Raw genomic sequence first — 20,151 nt, forward strand, 5'->3', positions numbered from 1 at the left:
GCAGAAACCGAAATGAAGGGACCCCCAGATGCGAACCTCGCGAATCCATGCGATAACGGCGGTTTTCGCCGTATTGGCGATGATCATCTCGATGATCGCCATCGTGCCGACCGCCTACGCCCTCGACACGGAAGTCACAGGAGATACCGACACCAGCGTTGTTGACGACGGCACCAGCGTCACTGGCACCGATACCGACACCGACGACAGCGGGGCCATTGACGACGGCACAGCCGCCGATGACGCCGACAACACCGGCGGCGCGGGCGATGACGCCGGCACAACCGGCACCGGCGACGACATATACGGAATCACTGGCGATGGCACCGCGGGAGAGAACGATTTGCCCACCGATGACTCCGATACCACCGTGACGGATGCCGACAAGAGCACGGCGAACCAAGACGCCACCGCCGGTGAGAGCAGCGAAATCGACGAAATCGACGTCTCCGACGAACGGAACGGCGTCTCCGTCAACGGCGTCTACCATGACGAGGCGTTCACCAGCGAAGACGGCACCATCACGCTGGGATACGACGATGACGGCAATCCGACGCTCACCTTGGACAACGCCCACATCACCACGGCTGGCGGACTGGACGGCCATGTCGCAGTCGCCGGCATCAAAAGCGAAACCGATCTGACCATCCTGCTCCAAGGCGAAAACACCATCGAAATCAAGGACGACACCCATCGCGCGGATGCCATCGATGTGGACGGTAAACTCACCATCATCGGCGACGACTGGTATCCGTATGCGAAACTGCACGCAACGCTGACGTACACGCCGGCTTCCAGCGATTACAGAAGCACTGTGATCAGCGCGGACTCGTTTTCCATGCGCGACGCGCAGCTCGACCTCACCTATGTGTCGGATGATGCGAACGGCACTGTCTACGGAATTAAAACCGGCGGGAACATCGATCTGAACGACGGCACGGTCACACTGACCGCCCCGGAAACCTCCAGCAACTATTACGGACTGAACGCAGGCGGAAACATCACACTCACCGACACCGATCTAACTTCCAGCGGTGAGTGGCTCTCGGTGCTCGCCGGCGAGAACATCCTCATCAACGACTTTTCGCAACTGAATCTCAGTTGCGCCGACGAACGCTGGCCCGCGGCGATCTACGCGCGCCAGACGCTGCGTTTCGATTTGCGGCGCACCGGCTCGGTGCAGATCCAGCCCAGCGCCACCGACCCCACCGAAGCGTTCACAAATTACGCGATGCTGGCGGAGCGTATCGAACTGATGCCGGGCGTCGCGGTCACCGATCCCACGGAAGTCACCATCGGCGAAGTCTACAACCCTTACACTTTCTCGAACGCCATGGGATTGATCGATACCGACGGCAACGCCGTTTCCGGCGTGACCATCGAGGCGAGCGCGGAGGGCGAACCGCCCGTCGGCACCACGTTCATGTATGACGGATTCGAATACACCATCACCGGTAACGGTGAGAACAACGGCACGCTGATGCTGACCGGCGTCGATTCCACCACCGACCAACACAGACTGTGTAGAGCGATCCGTCTCGCGTGGGGCAATACGTGGGAAAGGCTCACCGTCACCGACGTGCGGAAGGATACGTTGGCCGAGATGACCGGAACGCTGGTCATCGACAGCGACGAAACGGATATCGCCAACATGGCGCTGAACAGCGGCGCCATCGGCAACGGTGTGACCTTCGAGCTGTGGGCTCTGGACGATCTGACGCTCACCGAGTCCGGCTTCACCACCGACTCGGCAACCGTCGACCTGCCTGGCGGACGCCGTTTCGACAGAGTCAAAGCCTATTACGATTGGGCCACGATCACCAACGAAAGCGGCGCGACCGTGCCTGTGACCATCGTCGATTACGAAAACGACCAGACGATCAACGATCCGAAGAACCCCATCCAAGTGGCCGACAAGGAGAGCCTCGACACCCGTGTGCTGTCACCGAATCTGGCATCCATCGAATTCAACCTGATGTACCGGGTGGTCGGCTCGGACGAGGGATGGCAGCCGTTGCCGGTCACGCGGAATAATTTCTCCGGCTACGATCCGAGGATTTTGTCCGTCACGCTGCCTGATTCGGTGCCTGCCGACGCGACGATCCAGCTGTCGTTCCGCGATTATCTCGGCAAGACGCAGGGGTACATCACCAGCAGTTGGGATGATTCCCGTGAGATAACGCTTGCACGCGGCCAAGCCGAGGACACCGCCACCTTCACCTCGTCGTTCGCCGTTCCCGACCGTACGCAGGATTACAAGATCCGCGTCACCACCAGCGGAGAGACGGGCGACGCCGACAATGCCGTGTACATCAACGGCGTCTACCACGACGAGGATTTCGTGGACGCGGCCAACGGCATCGCGCTGGTATACGACGAAGACGACAAGCCCACGCTCACGCTGACCAACGCCAATCTCACCGCGTTGGGCGCGCCCTTGTTCAACCAGGACGACGCGGCGGCCATCCGTAGCGCCACCGACCTGACGATCCGGCTCAATGGCAAATCCACAGCCAGCATCACCAACGGCACCAAGACAAGCAGCATCATCAGCGTTGCCGGCGACCTGACCATCATCGGGAACTCGGCTGATGGGACATCGGCCCTCACCATCAAAGCCGCCGATGCAGCCAGCCTCGGCGGCACGTCCGGCTTCATGACCCATCTCATCGAAGCCAGCAACATCACCGTGCAGCAGGCGACGCTCGATATGACCTATGACGGCAACGGCGCGGCCTACGCGTTGTGCACCGACGGCGACATCACCGTAACCGACAGCACCATCACCATGGGCAGCGCGACGCTTGCCAGCAGAGGCATCTATTCGGGCCTGTACAGCGGTCATGGCGACATCACCGTGACCGACAGCGCGCTCAACGCCACCGACGGCAAAATGGACTCGCTGATCTATGCCGTATTTGGAAACGCCACCGTTTCCGGCAATTCGCAGGTGGACATGTCGTTCGGGGCGGAACATCACTTCTCGCCGGCGATATTCGCCTACTACACGCTCACCTTCGATCTGCAGGAATCGGGATTCGTGCAGATCAAGGCGACCCATCCCGACGTGAACCCGCACGCGCTGATGAGCATCGACATCGTGCTGGGTGAGAACACCGAAATCAGCGACCCGGAAGGGGCTGCTGTCGGTAGCATCACAGACGGCAGAGTCACCTACGCCACACTATTGGACAAGGAGGGCAACGTCGTCTCCGATGCGACCCTTAAGGCGAAAGCCGCGCCGGCACCGGAGCAGCCCGGACAGACGGATTCCGACAAGACGGACGGGAACGGTCAGGCCGCCGGCGAGAAACTGTCGGCCACCGGCAGCGGCGTGATCCCACTCGTCATGGGCGCGCTCACGCTCGCGATGATCGCGCTGTGCGCGGGCGTCGTCCGGCGCGCACGCGGCGCATACGGCACGCGCGGCATGCGGCACGGCCGCCGATAGGAACTCCCCCAACCAGACATCCGACGACCAGACAGGCAGGTAAACAAACAGCCAACCAACCGCCAATCAACAACCTATAGAGCCCATCAAGCACCAACCATCAACCATCAACCACAGCATCGCAACTTGAGAAAGGGTATATGATGCATAGCAAACGAAGCTCCCTAGCGGCGATCATCGCCGCATTCGCGATGGTCGCGGCGGCGGTCGTCGCGGCGCCCGCCGCGCACGCCCTCGACGCGCAGAACACGGACAATCCCACGTTCACCTACCTTGGCATGGAATACACCATCACCGACGGCGAGAACCGTCACGTGACCCTGTCCGGAGTCGATACGGAGGCTGACACGCACGTCCTGACGGACGAGGTGGACCTCGCGGACACCGACGAGCAGTACACCGTCACCGACGTGCAAGGCAACGCGTTGGAAGGCATCCAGGGCACCTTGCGGATGGACAGCGCGGCCGCCGCCATCGCCAGCAAAGCGCTTGACGGCGCGAACCTCGACGGGGTGGACTCCATCGACCTGCTGGTGTGCGGCGACGTGACGATCAACCAGACGGGCTTCACCGCCGGCGAGGAATCACTGACGCTGCCCGACGGCAGGATCTTCGACCACGCCGCCACCGAGGCCTTCGAGGGAACAATCACCAACAGCACCGGCACGGACGTCCCGCTGCTGGTGCTCGACAACGGAACCGCGGTGAACGCCGAGAATCCGATCACCATCGCGAACGGCGGCACCTTCGACACCTCCCTCCTGGGCACAACGCTCGAACCCGACTTCACTGTGCGATACCGCATAGACGGCACCGGGAAATGGCAAGAGGCCACGGTCACCAGCGACAACTTCTACAGCGACAATGAATTCATCGTCTTCCTCCCAACCGGCACCGCGCGCGACGCGACCGTCGAGTTCTCCCTCGCCGAACTGCCCGGCGTCAAAGCGGGATACATCACCACCTCGTGGGAGAACAACTCCGCCACCTTCACCCTAAGAACGGGCAATATAGGAGACGATACGCTGAAGATCTCCTCCACGATAACAGGTGCGAGCACCGACTACAGGTTCCGCGCCTCCGTAACGGCCCCCTCGAGCATCGTGTACATCGACGGAGCCTATCATGAGCGGCCGTTCACCAGCGAAGACGGCAGCGTCCGGCTGGAATACGACAACGACGGCAAGCCGATCATCACTCTCGACAACGCGGACATCACGGAAATCGACAGCGACTACACCTACGAATACCACAGCGTCGCCATCTACAGCTACGAGGATCTGACCATCCGTCTCAAAGGCGAATCCACCCTCGACGTCGAAAGCGATGGCCTCACCGCGACTGCCATACGCACCGACGGCAAACTGACCATCATCGGCGAGGACGATGCCTCGGGCACGCCGGCGAAGCTCTCCGTGTCGTTCAACCATGTGGCGCCCGAGTCGGAAGACAGCCAGGGTGGATTCCTCATGGCGAACTCGATCGACGTACGCAACGCTGACCTCGATCTCACTCTCGAATCTGATACCACCACCCAACCCATCTGGTGGCTCGCTTCCCTAGAGGACGTCAACATCGCCGACAGCTCCCTCACGCTGACCGCGCCGACCGACGGCGGTGCATATATCGGAGTGCAGGGCGACACCGACGTCACGCTGTCTGACGTTGACATGACGACCCGCGGCAAAATGAACATCGCGATTATCGGTACCAACATCACCGTCAGTGGGCAGTCGCATCTGGATCTCGAATGCGCCGACAACCGCGAGCCCGCGGCGATCGGCGCAAGCAAGAAGGTGTACTTCAACCTGCAAGGCACCGGCTCGGTGTACGTCCGCGGCAATCCGGACACGGAGGCCCCTTCACCTTACGCGGTGCTTTCGCGCAACATCGAACTGGCTGACGGCACCGAGGTCACCGACCCCGAGCAGGCGACCACCGTTCCCGTCATCACCTCACAAACCGACGGAAGCGAGTTCTTCAGTCTGGCCGACAAGGACGGCAAGGCCGTCTCCACCGTGACCATCAAGGCGAAAGCCTCGGCCCAGCCCAGCGGCGGCGAGCAACTGCCGGCCACCGGCAGCGGCACGGCCACAATCGCGGCGGGCATGCTCGTCCTCGCCGCACTCGGCATAGGCTTGGCGCTTCTCACGCGTCGCGGCATCGGCACGCGGCGATGAGATAACCCGCCTCGCTCGAGACGAGTCCGGCGCGATACGGACGCGCGGGCGGCAGGCCTCATGTGGAATGACCATCTCACCCCGTTCCACACCCACAGGGCCGCATCCGTTGGTATACGTTGGTATACGACGGATGCGGCCCTGTTCGTTTGCGCACGAAATGACTTCGGGTTCTGGGACAATGGCGGGTATGGCTATGAAAAAAGGACCGACCAAGGGGTCGGGTGGCAAGCATCGCAATGCCCTGAGGGGCCACGGCCCGACGCCCAAGGCTGAGGACCGCGTGTATCACAAGGCGTATTTCGCCAAGAAGGAGGCCGACAAGCGCAAGGCGGCCGACCCACGTCTCGCGGCCCGTCGCCGCGCCGACAAGTTCGCGACCGACGCGACCGATCTGGTGTTCGGCCGCAATTCCGTGCTGGAGGCGCTGCGTGTGGGCGTGCCGTCGAACACGCTGTACATCCTCTCGCGACTCGAGCATGACGACCGCACGCGCGAGATCGTGAAGATCGCCAGCGCGAACGGCCTGCACATGCTGGAGGCCGACCGCTTGGAGATGGACCGCATCGCACGTTCCGGCAACCATCAGGGCGTGATCCTCAAGGTGCAGCCCTACCAGTATTCCTCGCTGGCCGAGCTCGCCGACCGCGCCGAGAAGAAGGCGCGCGCCATGGAGGCGGCGAATTCCGCGGCCGCGCGCATCAAGGCGCGTCCGCTGTTCATCGCGCTTGACGGCGTGACCGATCCGCAGAACCTTGGCGCGGTGATCCGTTCCGCCGCCGCGTTCGGCGCGAACGGTGTGATTCTGCCCGAGCGTCGTTCCGCGTCGGTGACCGCCGCCGCGTGGAAGGTGTCGGCCGGCGCGGCCGCGCATCTGCCGGTGGCCCGCGTGGTGAATCTGACCAAGGCGATCGAAAGCCTGCGCGAGCGCGGCTACTACACCGTCGGCCTTGACGGCGGTGGCGACAAGCTCGTGGGCGAAACCGGATTCGAAGCCGATCCGCTGGTGATTGTGCTCGGATCGGAAGGCAAGGGATTGAGCCGTTTGGTGCGTGAGGCGTGCGACGCCATCGCCGGCATTCCGATCTCCAGTTCGGTGGAATCGCTGAACGCCTCGGTGGCCGCGGGCATTTCGCTGTATGCCGTCGACCGCGCCCGCCGCGAGGCCGCCGCCAACAGCTGAGCGGAACACTTCTCTCTCCTCGATGCTCCTATAGTTTGTCAAGCTGTTGTTGGGGTGGTGTGTCGGTGGTGCTGTGGATCCATTGGGTGGCTCGTCGTTCGAGTTCGGGCAGGTCGCGGGCGCCTCGTTCGATCTCGCTGATCCTGCTGGAGGGCACGCCGAGGGCCTGTCCGACCTGTCGCTGGGTCAGCGCGTGGGAGAGCCTCAGTTCGCGCAGCATGGCGCCGCGCCGGGCGGGTGGCTCGCGTCCGGGGTCGCCGTCGCGGACGGCGATGAGGACGCGGTGGATCTCGCGGGCGATGTAGCGTTTGAGGCAGCGGATGGTCTCCATCTTGCTTTTGCCCTCGCGGGTCCTTTTGGCCATGTAGTCGCGGGTGGGCTGGTGGTGGCGCAGGCGCACGACGGCGATCTGGTGCAGGGCCTTGTTGCCCTGCCGGTTGCCTCCCCGGTTGAGCCGGTGGCGGCTGGTCCTGCCGCTGGAGGCGGGCAGGGGGCACGCGCCGCACAGTTTGGCGAACGCGGCCTCGCTTCTGACTCGTTCGGGGTTGTCGCCGGCGACGACGGCCAGGGTGGCCGCGGTGACGACGCCGACCCCGTTCAGGTCGAGCAGCGCGCGGGCGTGTTCCTCGAGGATCTCGCGCATCGCCCTCTCGAGCCCGTCCGCCTGTTCGCGGAGGGCCTTCCACGCCGTCGCGGACGCCTTCATCGCGGTGAGCGCGGCGCGCTCGACCGGCCCGCCGGCGGGCCGGCAGGCGGCAAGGCGGGTCATGCGCCTCCCGGTCCTCAGGCTCCGGTAGCGGTCCCGGACGGTCTCGGGCGCGGTGACGAGCATGCCGTTGACGCTGTTGGACAGCGTGGTCATGGCCGACACCTGTCTTTTGTCAAGTTCGTGTCGGCTGGATGGTCGTGTTGTTTTCCGCAGGATGTGCAGCGGGTTTTCCGCAGGATGATCGTCCTGTGGGTTCGCCCGCTGCCTTGGTTTGTTTTGGTTATTTGGTCATGAGGGCGTTGCGGCTGCGGTAGCTTTCGCCCTTGAAGCGGATGAGCCTGCCGTGGTGGACGGTGCGGTCCACGACCGCGGCGGCCATGTTCGGGTCGCCGAACACCCTGGCCCATCCGGAGAATTCGATGTTGGTGGTGTAGACGACGCTCCTTGTCTCGTAGGAGTCGGATATGACCTGGAAGAGGAGGCGGCTGCCCTCCTCGTCGATGGGGATGTATCCGAGCTCGTCGATGATGATGAGGCGGGCCTTGGCGATGGCGGCGAGCTCCCTGTCGAGCCGGTTGTCCGCCTTGGCGCGTCTCAGGCGCATGACCAGGCTGGAGGCGGTGAAGAACCTCACCGGTATCCCGGCCCGGCACGCGGCCCTGCCGAGCGCGATGGCGAGATGGCTTTTGCCGGTGCCGACCGGCCCGTAGAGCACGAGGTCCTCGGCTTTCCCGACGAATTCGAGGCCTTCGAGCTGGCTCCGTCCCCAGTCGGCGGGCATGTCCAGGTTGGTCCAGTCGTATCCGTCGAGCTCCTTGTCGGACGGGAACCCCGCCGTCTTCATCAGCCGGGCGCGTTTGGCCCGGTCGCGCGATTCGAGTTCGGCTTGGAACCATCGTTCGATGAAGTCGAGCTGGGCGGGCGTGGCCTCGGCCAGCGTGTTGGCGAGCACGCTGCGGGTCAGGGTCAGTTGCTTGCTCATCGCCATGATGCGCTGGCTTGTGGCGATGGTGTCGGCCCTGCGCCTGCGGGTCTCGGGGATCTGTGGTTCGGGTCTGGTGCTCATGCGGTCTCCTTTCCGGGCCGGTTGAACCTGTCGTAGGCGCCGAGGTCGGGCAGGTCGCCGCCGTAGTCGATGTCGCCTTCCGCGATGCGTCTGGCCAGGATCGTCATATCGGCCTCGGAGAAATCGCATCCGTGTCGGATGAGATGGCCGGCGGCCCGCATCGCCGGTTCGAAGCCCGCGGCCTCGCAGGCCCTGGCGATGGCACTGAGACTGGCCTTGAGGGTCTTGTCGTCGGCCTGGTCGAGCCGTTCCCTCACGTCGTCGGGCACGTCGGGGCGGATCGAGCAGTCGCGCCACGCGCCGGGTTTGCGCGCGAGCAGAGGGAACACCGTGGCGGGATCCTGGATCGTGCGCGACGATCTGCCGTAGACGCGGGAGAGCTCCGCGATTGTGCGCCCGTCCGGATCCTTGACGGTGACGCTTGTGGCGCGGATGGCGACGTCGACCCTTCTGCCGTGCAGCGCGGGGCCGATCTGGTAGCGGTTGGAGTCGATCTCGACGCACCCGTACTTGTCGGCCTTGCGGGTCTCCCATCTGACCGCGTCGAACCGGCACGAGGGCAGCGGGCGCAACGCCTTCAAATCGTCGGCGAACAGCACGTCGATCGGCTCCAGGGCGCGGTAATGGACCTGTTCGCCGAGTTCGTCGCATTTGGCGAGCATGAGCCGGGTGAGCTGTTCGTGGGTCTCGGCCGCCATGGGCGGGACCATGAGGTTGCGCCGCAGGAACCCGACCGCGTTCTCCACGCTGCCCTTCTCGTTGCCCGAGTACGGGTTGCAGAAGCGCACGTCGAGGCGATGGTGGCTGACGAACGCCTCGAACACGCGCGACAAGGTCACGTTCCCCCTAGAGTCGCGATGGCCCGCGCCGGACGCGTTGTCGATCACGAGCGTGTGCGGGACGCCGCCGATGTGCTCGAATATCGAGGTCAGGCCCTCGCAGATGCATTCCGCGTTCTCGGCGGGCAGGCTCGCCGCGTACCGCTTGTTCGAATGCGGGAACGTGACGACCAGGCAATGGTCGTCCACCCATTCGCCCGCCAGCCGCGCCTTGGCCAGGCCGAAGTCCATCTGCACGCTCCCCGGCATCCACTCCAGCTCCACGTAGCCGTCGGACGGCTCGCGGTTCGCCGCGCGCCACTCGTCCACGTAGCGCAGCACGGTGGAGTACGAGCCCGTGAACCCGTGCTCGTCCCTGAGCCGGTCGTGCACGCGCTTGGCGGTGTGGCGCTGCTTGCGTGGCATGAGACGGTCGGCCTCCAGCCACGAATCAATCAACGGCTTGTAGCCGTCGAGCACCGACTTCACCCTGCGCCTGGCGGGCGGTTTCGGCGAGCAGTCCTCCATGCCCGCCCACTTCGCGACCGTGCCCCGGTCCACACCGAGCCTTCTGGCGATCTCCGTATGCGGCAGGCCCTTCGCGTCGAGCCTCCTGATATCTTGCTGTTTGGACATGGGTATCGTCACTGTCCTTTCCTTCCCCGGGCCGGCGGCAACCGGCCCCTGGCTGCTATTGGTTTGCAACCCGGGAATCTAACAGGCAGGACGAACCCATGGCCGCTCATATCATCACGAAGATGACGACACTGCGGAAAAACAGCTGCACATCAAGCGGAAAACACCATGCCACTCCTGCCCAAAGAACATTGAACATAAACAGACACCAGCCGGTCGCGCTGCGTGTTGAGGTGGCGCAGGGCCTCGACCCAGCCGTCCGAGCTCTTCGGCCCGGTCCCGTCTCCGGCCATGACGCTCCTGGCCGCCTCGGCGGCGTCGACGGGGTCGGACTTGCCGTCCCTGCGGCGCACCGCGCGTTTGGGGCGCAGCACCTCGCGCGTCTCGTAGCCCGCGGCGGCGAGCCTGCGGGCCAGGGCCGCGCCGTACGAGTTGGTCCCCTCCACGCCCACCACGACCCGGGACGGGTCGGGCAGCATGCCCGCCAGCGCCTCGTAGCCGGCGGCGTCGGTCGGGAACGTCCGCGTGGCCAGCGGCCGTCCGCGCCAGTCGAGCAGGGCGAGCGTGTGGGTGTCGGTGTGGGTGTCCACCCCGGCGTAGATCGTCTCCATGGGCGGCGTCATCGTTGTCCTCCTTCGCTGGCCGTCGATGGTCGTTCCGGGGGCTTCCGGCGCAGACGGGACGTTGACGGGACACGCTACCATGGACGATGCGGGGTCCGATGGGAGCGTCCACGCTCCTATGAGGTCATGCGTCCATGGCCCTCGGTCCGGCGGTCCCGGGCGGGACAGATCGAGGGCGGGACAGCCGCTTCCCGAAAGGAACGGCGTCAGTCATCCTGGGGGTCACCGCCCGGACCGCCACCTTCAATTATCACCGGACAAACCGGCAATAACCATCATCAACGTCATCCTGAGCGGAGGACGATGCCCAGAGTCGAAGGACCTCCAGGCATCCAACGCTATGAGATGCTTCGACTCCGCTGCGCTCCGCTCAGCATGACGGGTGGGTGTTGAGTTTGGTGTGTCTGGGGCGCAGAATTGCGAAGAGCCTTGTTTAAGGAATGGCGGAATTCCGCCATTCCTTAAACAAGGCTCAGTCGTTTATCGCTGTCTGAACACACCAAACTCGAATTCGCCGGTTTTTAGTGGCTCCAGACGGCCGCATCCGGGTCATCGTCGGGGTTGTAGCCGTCGTCGTCCGGGTCGTTGTAGGTGTATTCGTCGTCCACCACGCCGGAATCGGCCTCTTCGTTCAACGCGTCGACGGCCTTCTGGTCGAGCTTGTACTTTGGCAGGGCGGATTCGATATAGCTTTGCACCGCTTCGGCCATCGGCACGTCATGACCGACCTGTTCGGCCAAATACCAGCGGTGAGTGAGCACCTCGTGGAAGAACTGCGCGGGTTCGATCTGCGAACGGTATTCGCGTGGAATCATACGCGTGGTGGGTTCGAACACCTCACGCATCCAGTCGGTGGCGACGATTTCGATCTCCTCGCCCTCACGCCATGTGGAGGCGCGGTAGGCGTCCAGATCGTTGAGCAGACGGCGGGCCTGGTTCTCCTGCACGTCCAAGCCGGTCAGGCGCAGCAGCTTACGGGAGGCGTAGCCGGCATCGACCACGCGGGGACGCACCAGAATACGCTTGCCGTCCTCCGCGGTTTTCATCTCCAGCTCGTCCACGTCGAATCCGAGCTCGTTGAGTTTGTTGACGCGCTTCTCGATCTTCCACATCTCGTCCGGATTGAACTTGTCGGTGTCGGTGAGCGCGCTCCACAGCGAATGGTAGCGGTCGACCAAGCGGTTGCCCACCTCGATCTCGTCCACATCGCCCGGCAGCAGCTTGCCGGAACTCAGATCCATAAGTTCGCCGATGATATTGGTGCGGGCCAGATCGATATCGTATTCGCGCTGGCCTTCGGTCAGAGTCATCTGCAGGTCGCCGGTTTCGGCATCCACCAGGAACGCGGAGAACGCGTCGGCGTCGCGCAGGAACAGCACGTTCGACAGGCTCACATCACCACAGTAGAAACCGGCGAGATGCAGGCGCACCATCAGCACGGCCAGCGCATCGATCAGACGCTCGGCGGTGTCGGGGCGCAGGTTGCGCGCGAACAGGGCGCGGTACGGCAGCGAGAACTTCAGATGCTTGGTGACGAGAATCGCCTCCAGCGGCTCGCCTTCCCGATCATGACGGCCCGTGACCACCGCGATCGGCGTGACGCACGGCAGTTCCAGCTTCTCCAAGCGGCGCAGCATCTCGTACTCGCGTTCGGCGACCTGACGGGTGATCTCCTTCATCGCGTACACCTCGTCGCCCACGTGCACGAAGCGCACCACGTGGCGGGAGATGCCTCGCGGCAGGTTGGCCAGCAGCTCCTGCGGCCAAGTGGCCAGCGGCATATGCCACGGCAGCGTGAACATCTTCGGATTGGAGCTTGCGGCGGTGATCTTCAACGCCTGGGGCTCGACGTTAGTGGCGCTTTCATCCTGCGCCTGAACCGAAGTTGCTTTGGCGGCGCGCGGATCCAACTGCGACAAATCCATTCCTGATTGCATCATGTGTACCAATCTACCCGACCGCGCGGTCAGAATACACCGGAAACGAAGAAAAGCCCCGCAACAACGCGGGGCTTTTCCAACGAGACGGTTAGAGAGGAAGAGAAACGTCTCGTTTAATGGTTGACAGGACTCTCATCCCGCCAAGCTTAGTTCAGACGCAGCTCGGTCGACGGAGCGAAGAGGTGCATCTTGGCCGGATCGATCTTGATCTTGACCGTCGCGCCGACCTTCGGCAGCGCACGCGGGTTCACGCGAACCGTGGTGAGCTTGTTCTGGTCGGACATGAGCTGGGCTTCCTGGGCGGAGGAACCATCGGTGATGATGTTGCCGTAGATGTAGCCGTCGGAACCCAGATCCTCGACGTTGACGACCTTCAGCGAGAACGCGTTCGGGTCATCAGCGGCGGCAAGGTCGGCGTCTTCCGGACGGAAGCCGACGACGATCTGGCCGTTGTCCTCGGCGGTCAGCTTGCTGACGGCCTCGGTGGGCAGCTGGACGGTGTCCTCGCCGATCTGCGCCTTGCCGTCGACCACCGGGTGGGTGTTGAGGTTCATCGACGGGGAGCCGATGAAGCCGGCGACGAAGACGTTGGCCGGGCGATCGTACAGCTCGGTCGGGGCGCCGACCTGCTGCAGGATGCCGAGCTTGATGACGGCGATGCGGTCGCCCATCGTCAGAGCCTCGGTCTGGTCGTGGGTAACGTACAGGGTGGTGACACCCAGCTGACGCTGCAGTGCGGCGATCTGAGTACGGGTCTGCACACGGAGCTTCGCGTCGAGGTTCGACAGAGGCTCATCCATGAGGAACACCTTCGGCTCACGCACGATGGCGCGGCCCATGGCCACGCGCTGACGCTGGCCGCCGGACAGAGCCTTCGGCTTGCGGTCGAGGTATTCGGTGAGGTCGAGGATCTCGGCGGCCTTCTCGACGCGCTTGCGGATCTCTTCCTTCGGGGTGCCGGCGATCTTCAGGGCGAAGCCCATGTTGTCGGCGACGGTCATGTGCGGGTACAGCGCGTAGTTCTGGAACACCATGGCGATGTCGCGGTCCTTCGGCTGCATGGTGGTGACATCCTTGCCACCGATGAGGATGCGGCCCTTGTTGACCTCTTCGAGGCCAGCCAACATACGCAGCGTGGTGGACTTACCACAACCGGAGGGACCAACCAGGACGAGGAACTCGCCGTCCTTGATTTCAAGATTCAGATCATCCACAGAGGGCTTATCGTTGCCCGGGTAGACGCGAGTGACGTGGTCGAATACGACTTCTGCCATAATATTTTCCTTTCATGAGCAGGTACGTGCTCAACGATCCGTAGTAAAAGGGTTTTTACTGTTTCGGTGCTTCAGCGCATTGCCTACCGCCAACTACATCATCAACGGCATGCCGCAAACCTCGGCGTTTACTTGTTGCGACTCTCGGAAGAGCTCTCTTCTTTGAGCCACGTTCCACTATACACGCGGATGCGACGTTGGCAAGGGCGTGTCCGCGAAATACGGCGAGTCTCTACAACGATGCACTATTTCTTCACGGGCGGAGTGGTCGTTCGGTCGTCACGCTGGACAGGCGGATGTCGCCGAGGATGAACATCCTCCATCAGATAGCCACTCGCGGGGACTGGGAGGTCTTGCCGTTCATCTCGACGATTCCGCCAAATCTTTACAGCAGCGCATCATTCAACAATCCTTGGCGCAAAGCCCTGTCACAGCCCTACCAGCAAATTCGCCACAGGGTAGGTCTCAGGAACCTCTCCGTGGCCGCAAATAGTCATGCTCCTGGTGGAGAGATTGTACACAGTGGTGCACAGCGTTTCCAGCGGATCTCCGTCACGCGCCGTCCGATAGACCCCCTCCGGCAGCTCACGCTTCGCCATAAGCTCAAGCAACCAGGCTTCATCGACTGAATCCCCGACCGCACCGGGATCTCGCGACGCCAACAACCGGCCTCGCGCCCGGCTCTCATCCACGGGACCGAGCGAATACGCGACCTGAGCGGCATCGGCGTCACCCGCGGCCCCCGCATCTTCCATCGCGTCATCCAACATAAGCAAGTGATTGCTATGCCATCGATACGGACGCTCCGCATCCGCCCATTCCACTGCGACCCGCCCCGCCGCGCACTCAACACAGGCCAACCTACCGCTCGCGGCATCAGAGAAATTGAAGCTGAAACCGCCTGCCATGGGATGCGATCGAAGGAAATCTATGGCTTCGTCAACGTTGCGGGCCCCCTGAAGCCGACGAGCGACAAAATGTCGACCAGCATAGGGGCCTGGACGGCCGACCGACAAGTGGTTGATGCCCCACGCCAACCCACAAGCGTTAACCGTAAACGCATTGCAGGGCAAGAAGCCCGGATACCATTGCGCCAGCACGGGAAGCTCACCATCAATCAGCAGTGTCAGCCATGTGAGACCACGCCCCACAGCAGGCGCACCATCCTCATTATGAGCGCCGAACGAAGGGGCCTCACCTCCGCAATAGAGAATATCCGTGCATCCCGTGCCATCGCGGAAACCAATATCCCCCCGGATGTTCGCCAGGAAGATCTCCTCAAGTTCCATGCCAGCGCCGCGGGCCATCGCCGCAAGCTCCGCCATTTCCTGCGGATAGTCGCGACATGCGATGTTCCACATACGCTGGTACGAAACCGCACCGGACGAGCTTCCCCGCCACCGCAGAAGCGACTCACGCTCAGGCATGGACCGTATCACTTCACGAATGCGGGCGCCGAAGACGCGTCCCAATTCCTCGAACACCTCGTTGCGCCCACCACTCAAGGTCATCCACGTCAACCCTGACAAATCGCGGTTCTTCTTAATCATCATGGTCTTCCTTTCCACAAGCGGCAGTTGCATCGCAAAATGATTAACACCACGGTAACGCAATTTTCATTGCGGAAATATTAATTGACGCAATATGAGTTGCGTACCTAGTGGCATTGCCGAACCGCCCCGGCAGCCCCACGAAAGAACACAGAGAGGAACCGCCATGAACAAGCTCGCCAAGAAGATGCTCGCCGGCGCCAGCGCCGCCGCCCTCGTCGTCCCCCTGCTCGCCGGATGCGGAAGCTCATCCACAGACGCCAGCGATTCAGACACAACCCTGATCGTCGCCACCGATACGTCCTTCGTTCCCTTCGAGTTCAAGGAAGGGGACTCCTACACAGGTTTCGACATCGACCTATGGGACGCCATCGCTGATGACCTTGGCATCGAATACGAACTGCAGCCGATGGATTTCAACGGGATTCTACCGGCATTGCAGACAGGTCAAGTGGATGCGGCACTGGCCGGCATCACCATCACCGATGAACGCAAACAGGCCATCGACTTCTCGGATGGATACTATGACTCCGGCTTCTCCGTGATGGTCGCCGCCGATAGCGACATCACAGGTTTCGACGATCTTGCCGGTAAAACGGTTGCCATGAAGACCGGCACCTCAGCCGCTCAATGGGCCGAAGAAAACCTAACCGACACCACCATCAAATTGTTCCCGAATATCGATAACGCCTACCTTGAGTTGCAGGCGGGAGGCGTCGACGCCGCCATCCACGACACACCGAATGTGATGTACTACATCACCCAAAACGGCGACGGAAAGGTCAAAAAGGTCGGAGACCAGGTCGAAGCGCAACAATATGGCATTGCCTTCCCGAAGGGCTCAAGCCTGACCGCCGAGGTGAACCAGGCGCTTGACGACCTTAAGAACGACGGCACCTACAACACGTTATACAAGAAATGGTTCGGCGAAGAACCCTCCACCAAGTGAGGCATCATGTCATTTGATTGGTCTGTCATCATAGAATCCCTGCCATCATTGATCAGCGGAGCCGGCGTCACTCTACAAATCGCCGTCACCGGTCTGATCGGCGGTCTCGCAATCGGAGTTCTGCTCGGGCTCGTCCGCGCATATGCACCCAAAATATTTAACGTCATCGCCTTGGCATACATCGAGCTCATCCGCGGCACGCCCATCATCGTGCAGGTCATGTTTATCTATTTCGCCATTCCCATCATGTTCGGAGTGCGCGTGGATGCCATGGTGGCAGCGGTCACCGCCATCACCATCAATTCCAGCGCCTATATAGCCGAACTAGTGCGAGGCGCGTATCTGGCCCTTCCGAAAGGCCTTACCGAAGCCGGCTTGGCCATGGGCCTGCCGTTTGGCAGGGTGCTACTTGAGGTGCTTTCACCTGTGGCTGTCCGCCGTCTTATTCCGTCGCTGGGCAACCAATTCATCATCAGCCTGAAAGACACATCACTGTTCACCGTAATCAGCGTGGCCGAACTGACCCGCACCGGACAGGAAATAATGGCCGCGAACTTCAAAGCCGTCGAAGTCTGGACCGCAGTTGCCGTGCTGTATTTGGTCATGACCGGAACGCTGAGCGTCATCCTACGCCTGACCGAACGAAAGATGAGGATCCTATGAGCATCATCGATTTCCAATCCGTCACCAAGAAATTCGGAGACGTCACCATCCTTGACAACATCACCTTATCCATCGACAAAGGCGAGGTCGTAACGGTAATCGGCCCATCCGGCTCCGGAAAATCCACCTTTCTGCGTTGCATCAACGCGCTGGAGACCATCAACGACGGCGACCTGATAGTCGATGACACCTCCGTCAAAGGCACACCGTCCGATATTCGCCGCATCCGTCGAACAGCGGGAATGGTGTTCCAGCAATTCAACCTGTTCCCCAACCTCACCGCCTTGGAAAACGTCGCCTTCGGAGCACGCAAAGTGTGCGGTATGAACAAAAAGGAAGCGAACGAGCTTGCCGACGCGCTGCTAGCCAAAGTACATCTGGCCGACCGCAAGGACAACTACCCGAACCAGCTGTCCGGAGGCCAACAGCAACGCGTCGCCATCGCGCGGTCATTGGCGCTCAAACCCCAGGTCATGCTGTTCGACGAACCAACATCCGCCCTTGATCCCGAACTCCGGCAAGAGGTACTGCATGTTATGCAGGAATTGGCGCAAGAAGGCATGACAATGGTCGTTGTCACCCATGAGATGGGTTTTGCTCGCGACGTTGGCACACGCTTGCTGTTCATCGAAAACGGTCACATCGTTGTTGACGACAATCCCAAGAAAGTGTTCGAACACCCCGACAATCCGCGACTCAAAGAGTTTCTGAGTTTTGCGGTCTGACCACGCGAATCTTGTCAAACCACGCTGTTCAAGAAGGAAAAATGGTACATAAATCAGCCACCCTGGCCATCAACGAAGCTCTCGAACGCCGTCTCAAAGCCGGCGAAAAGGTACTGCATCTCGGGTTTGGCGAGGCCGGGCTACCCGTCCCCGATTTCATCCTCGATGTGTTACGTGAAGCCGCCCCCGCGAATCACTACGCACCGGTCACCGGCGAGATGGCCGCACGGGAAGCCGCAGCCGGATGGTTCACCCGACGAGGATATCCCACCGACTATTCGCAAATCCTGCTGGGCCCCGGATCCAAGCCACTGCTTTTCGCCGCAATTATGGCATTGGACGGCGCCCTGATCATTCCACAACCTGCATGGGTGAGTTATGCAGCGCAAGCCGAATTGCTCGGCGTGGACACCATCAAGGTGCCAATCGGCGACGAGTGCGGCGGAGTACCGGATCCTAGACTATTATCCGAGGCCATAGCACAGGCCAATCATGATGGAGTCAAAATCGGAGGCATCCTACTGACGCTACCGGATAACCCCACCGGTACGGTCGCCTCGCAACAAGACGTGGATGCCGTCGTGGAGATTGCCCGAGTCAACAATCTGACCATCATCTCCGATGAGATATACGCCGATCTGGTTTACTCCGGCGAAGCGCCCAGCCCGCTGAAAACCTATCCGGAAAAGACGCTGGTCACGTCGGGCCTGAGCAAGAACATGTCGCTCGGTGGCTGGCGCATCGGATACATCCGATTCCCACGTAACGACTGGGGCGACACCATGCGTGACACTCTTATCGGCATCGCCTCGGAAACCTGGTCCGCCATGGCTTCCCCGATGCAGGATGTCGCCGCTTACGCCTTGTCCGAACCTCCGGAGATCCAGGAATTCGTAACCAAATCCAAACGGTTACACGAAATTATCTCCACCGCCATCTGGCAAGAGTTCGTCAACGCCGGAGCCATCTGCCGCAAGCCAACAGCCGCATTCTACATCTATCCGGATTTCGACCCCTTGCGTGACATCCTCGCCGCAAAAGGCATCGATACCAGCGAAAAACTCGCACACGAGCTCCTCACCAAGCATGGCATCGGCACGTTGCAGGGATCCGCATTCGGCGACGTTCCCGAAGCGCTGCGCTTGCGCGTGGCTACATCATTGGTCTACGGACGCACGAACGAGCAACGTTGGACGGCCTATGATTCCGAAGACCCCTTGGAGCTGCCATGGATCCAAGAATCCTTGGAGTTCCTGCGCGACGGATTGGCGGCGTTACGTCGGTGACCGACTGTAATAACTGGTTTCAGCTCATATCAATGAATGCCAAGTGGGGCGAGATGCAGCCGCCCTACTTGGCATTCGGAAGGCGCGCGGAATTCCCCTCCCGTCAAGACGATGATCTTTCAACACGGACACAGATAAGATAGCGTCATGACCACTACACAGCCCCCTCATACGTACGAGGAATTATGCGAAGTCCTGCGCGCCAACCTCGCCGACTACGCGCCTGGGCAGAAACGCATCGCCACTTTGCTATTAGACGATGCCTCCAGCATCGCAGTACGATCGTTAAGCGAAAACGCCAAAGCGGCAGGCGTGCACAGTTCCTCAGTGGTGAGGTTCGCCAAAGCGTTGGGCTTCGATGGATACCCGGCGCTGGCCCGCATGTGCCGAAAATACTTGTCCGAACAGGCGCGACTTATCGACCGTTTCGATCAGGCAACATCACAGAGCACCATGTCCGACCGCGACGAAACCGCGTCCCCCATCAATGCGGCAGGGGACCCGCAATCATCGCGCCACCACGAGCGCAATGTCGTTCTTAGCCTGTCTTCCATCAATCCCAATGTGTGGAACAACGCGGTAGACGCCATCGCGAACGCCCACGATCTGTACATCGTCGGCTTGCAAAAATGCTTCGCTCCCGCGTATCTGTGCGCATATCTCCTGCAAATGGCACGCGGACGCATTCACCTGCTATCGGAAACAACGGGCAATGTGCTCAGCGAAATCCGCGATATCAGCCCAGGCGACACACTCATCGCCATGTCTATCCGACAATACACGGCGATGACCGTGCGCGTTGTCGAACAGGCTTCGGCCAATGGCGGAACAATCGTCGCAATCACCGACGAGCCATCGTCGCCATTGGCGATCAAGGCCGATCACACATTCATCGCGCAATGCGAAAGCCCATACGTGTTCCGATCGCTGAGCGGAATCACCGCCATTGTCGAATCATTGGCAGGCGAGGTCTCCCTGCGATTGGGAACGACGGCTCGTGAACAATTGCAAAAAGACGACGAACTTTTCTCACGGTTCGGTATTTACTGGACCGAATAACGGAAGCAAGCGAGCCGGTCTCCACATAGTCGTATCGCC

General features: G+C 61.6%; 15 protein-coding genes. 8 read left to right on the forward strand and 7 right to left on the reverse strand.

Features of this window, described 5'->3' with window-relative positions; genetic code table 11:
• The first annotated feature begins 28 nt into the window (after positions 1–28).
• From BL8807_RS03760 to rlmB, 3 genes are all read left to right on the forward strand, one after another.
• Positions 29–3,451, forward strand: a complete 3,423-nt coding sequence (locus BL8807_RS03760; protein ID WP_072725343.1) for a hypothetical protein — start codon at positions 29–31, stop codon at positions 3,449–3,451.
• 140 nt (positions 3,452–3,591) lie between these two features.
• Entirely contained in the window at positions 3,592–5,631 is a 2,040-nt protein-coding gene (locus tag BL8807_RS03765) for a hypothetical protein (RefSeq protein ID WP_072725344.1), read from the forward strand.
• 190 nt (positions 5,632–5,821) lie between these two features.
• Positions 5,822–6,814 carry a 23S rRNA (guanosine(2251)-2'-O)-methyltransferase RlmB gene (rlmB, locus tag BL8807_RS03770; RefSeq protein ID WP_072725346.1) on the forward strand — a complete coding sequence of 331 codons (993 nt, stop codon included), beginning with the start codon at positions 5,822–5,824 and terminating at the stop codon, positions 6,812–6,814.
• A gap of 28 nt (positions 6,815–6,842) precedes the next feature.
• Here rlmB and BL8807_RS03775 read toward each other — a convergent pair whose 3' ends face one another.
• The 7 genes from BL8807_RS03775 to BL8807_RS03805 form a co-directional block, all read right to left on the reverse strand.
• The gene (locus BL8807_RS03775; RefSeq protein ID WP_226847465.1) at positions 6,843–7,676 is read right to left on the reverse strand and encodes a transposase; all 834 of its coding nucleotides are present in this window, start codon (positions 7,674–7,676) and stop codon (positions 6,843–6,845) included.
• Between the two features lie 127 nt (positions 7,677–7,803).
• Complete coding sequence (istB, locus tag BL8807_RS03780; RefSeq protein WP_072727143.1) at positions 7,804–8,589, reverse strand: IS21-like element helper ATPase IstB; 786 nt, start codon at positions 8,587–8,589, stop codon at positions 7,804–7,806.
• Positions 8,586–10,055: an IS21 family transposase gene (gene istA, locus BL8807_RS03785; protein WP_072727144.1), complete on the reverse strand. Its 1,470-nt coding sequence runs from the start codon at positions 10,053–10,055 to the stop codon at positions 8,586–8,588. Before istA ends, istB begins: the two co-directional genes overlap by 4 nt.
• 140 nt (positions 10,056–10,195) lie before the next feature.
• Positions 10,196–10,666: an IS110 family transposase gene (locus BL8807_RS03790; protein ID WP_226847467.1), complete on the reverse strand. Its 471-nt coding sequence runs from the start codon at positions 10,664–10,666 to the stop codon at positions 10,196–10,198.
• A gap of 521 nt (positions 10,667–11,187) precedes the next feature.
• Positions 11,188–12,603: a DUF4032 domain-containing protein gene (locus BL8807_RS03795; RefSeq protein WP_370737567.1), complete on the reverse strand. Its 1,416-nt coding sequence runs from the start codon at positions 12,601–12,603 to the stop codon at positions 11,188–11,190.
• Between the two features lie 149 nt (positions 12,604–12,752).
• Positions 12,753–13,880 carry an ABC transporter ATP-binding protein gene (locus BL8807_RS03800; RefSeq protein WP_072727017.1) on the reverse strand — a complete coding sequence of 376 codons (1,128 nt, stop codon included), beginning with the start codon at positions 13,878–13,880 and terminating at the stop codon, positions 12,753–12,755.
• 428 nt (positions 13,881–14,308) lie between these two features.
• Complete coding sequence (locus tag BL8807_RS03805; RefSeq protein ID WP_072727018.1) at positions 14,309–15,433, reverse strand: C45 family autoproteolytic acyltransferase/hydrolase; 1,125 nt, start codon at positions 15,431–15,433, stop codon at positions 14,309–14,311.
• 163 nt (positions 15,434–15,596) lie between these two features.
• Between BL8807_RS03805 and glnH the strand changes: the two genes are divergently transcribed.
• The 5 genes from glnH to BL8807_RS03830 all read left to right on the forward strand — a co-directional run bounded on the left by glnH (position 15,597) and on the right by BL8807_RS03830 (position 20,112).
• A complete protein-coding gene (gene glnH / locus BL8807_RS03810; protein WP_072727019.1) occupies positions 15,597–16,379 on the forward strand; it encodes a glutamine ABC transporter substrate-binding protein GlnH in 783 nt (260 codons plus the stop codon).
• A gap of 6 nt (positions 16,380–16,385) precedes the next feature.
• Complete coding sequence (glnP, locus tag BL8807_RS03815) at positions 16,386–17,042, forward strand: glutamine ABC transporter permease GlnP (RefSeq protein WP_072727020.1); 657 nt, start codon at positions 16,386–16,388, stop codon at positions 17,040–17,042.
• Positions 17,039–17,767, forward strand: coding sequence for a glutamine ABC transporter ATP-binding protein GlnQ (gene glnQ / locus BL8807_RS03820; protein WP_072727021.1), 729 nt, complete (start codon positions 17,039–17,041; stop codon positions 17,765–17,767). Before glnP ends, glnQ begins: the two co-directional genes overlap by 4 nt.
• A 41-nt stretch (positions 17,768–17,808) precedes the next feature.
• The gene (locus tag BL8807_RS03825; RefSeq protein WP_072727022.1) at positions 17,809–19,053 is read left to right on the forward strand and encodes a pyridoxal phosphate-dependent aminotransferase; all 1,245 of its coding nucleotides are present in this window, start codon (positions 17,809–17,811) and stop codon (positions 19,051–19,053) included.
• A gap of 147 nt (positions 19,054–19,200) precedes the next feature.
• On the forward strand, positions 19,201–20,112 hold the full coding sequence (locus tag BL8807_RS03830) for a MurR/RpiR family transcriptional regulator (protein ID WP_072727023.1): 912 nt from the start codon (positions 19,201–19,203) through the stop codon (positions 20,110–20,112).
• Positions 20,113–20,151: the final 39 nt, after the last annotated feature.

It is taken from the genome of Bifidobacterium lemurum, assembly GCF_014898175.1.
Classification (GTDB): domain Bacteria; phylum Actinomycetota; class Actinomycetes; order Actinomycetales; family Bifidobacteriaceae; genus Bifidobacterium; species Bifidobacterium lemurum.

What these genes read in the sequence shown, in the direction of transcription:
- BL8807_RS03800 (WP_072727017.1), bottom strand. Translation starts at nt 13,880, where the DNA reads ATGGCAGAAGTCGTATTCGACCACGTCACTCGCGTCTACCCGGGCAAC.
- BL8807_RS03805 (WP_072727018.1), bottom strand. Translation starts at nt 15,433, where the DNA reads ATGATGATTAAGAAGAACCGCGATTTGTCAGGGTTGACGTGGATGACC.
- glnP (WP_072727020.1), top strand. Translation starts at nt 16,386, where the DNA reads ATGTCATTTGATTGGTCTGTCATCATAGAATCCCTGCCATCATTGATC.
- BL8807_RS03825 (WP_072727022.1), top strand. Translation starts at nt 17,809, where the DNA reads ATGGTACATAAATCAGCCACCCTGGCCATCAACGAAGCTCTCGAACGC.
- BL8807_RS03795 (WP_370737567.1), bottom strand. Translation starts at nt 12,603, where the DNA reads ATGCAATCAGGAATGGATTTGTCGCAGTTGGATCCGCGCGCCGCCAAA.
- istB (WP_072727143.1), bottom strand. Translation starts at nt 8,589, where the DNA reads ATGAGCACCAGACCCGAACCACAGATCCCCGAGACCCGCAGGCGCAGG.
- BL8807_RS03790 (WP_226847467.1), bottom strand. Translation starts at nt 10,666, where the DNA reads ATGACGCCGCCCATGGAGACGATCTACGCCGGGGTGGACACCCACACC.
- BL8807_RS03760 (WP_072725343.1), top strand. Translation starts at nt 29, where the DNA reads ATGCGAACCTCGCGAATCCATGCGATAACGGCGGTTTTCGCCGTATTG.
- glnQ (WP_072727021.1), top strand. Translation starts at nt 17,039, where the DNA reads ATGAGCATCATCGATTTCCAATCCGTCACCAAGAAATTCGGAGACGTC.
- glnH (WP_072727019.1), top strand. Translation starts at nt 15,597, where the DNA reads ATGAACAAGCTCGCCAAGAAGATGCTCGCCGGCGCCAGCGCCGCCGCC.
- BL8807_RS03830 (WP_072727023.1), top strand. Translation starts at nt 19,201, where the DNA reads ATGACCACTACACAGCCCCCTCATACGTACGAGGAATTATGCGAAGTC.
- BL8807_RS03765 (WP_072725344.1), top strand. Translation starts at nt 3,592, where the DNA reads ATGATGCATAGCAAACGAAGCTCCCTAGCGGCGATCATCGCCGCATTC.
- BL8807_RS03775 (WP_226847465.1), bottom strand. Translation starts at nt 7,676, where the DNA reads ATGACCACGCTGTCCAACAGCGTCAACGGCATGCTCGTCACCGCGCCC.
- rlmB (WP_072725346.1), top strand. Translation starts at nt 5,822, where the DNA reads ATGGCTATGAAAAAAGGACCGACCAAGGGGTCGGGTGGCAAGCATCGC.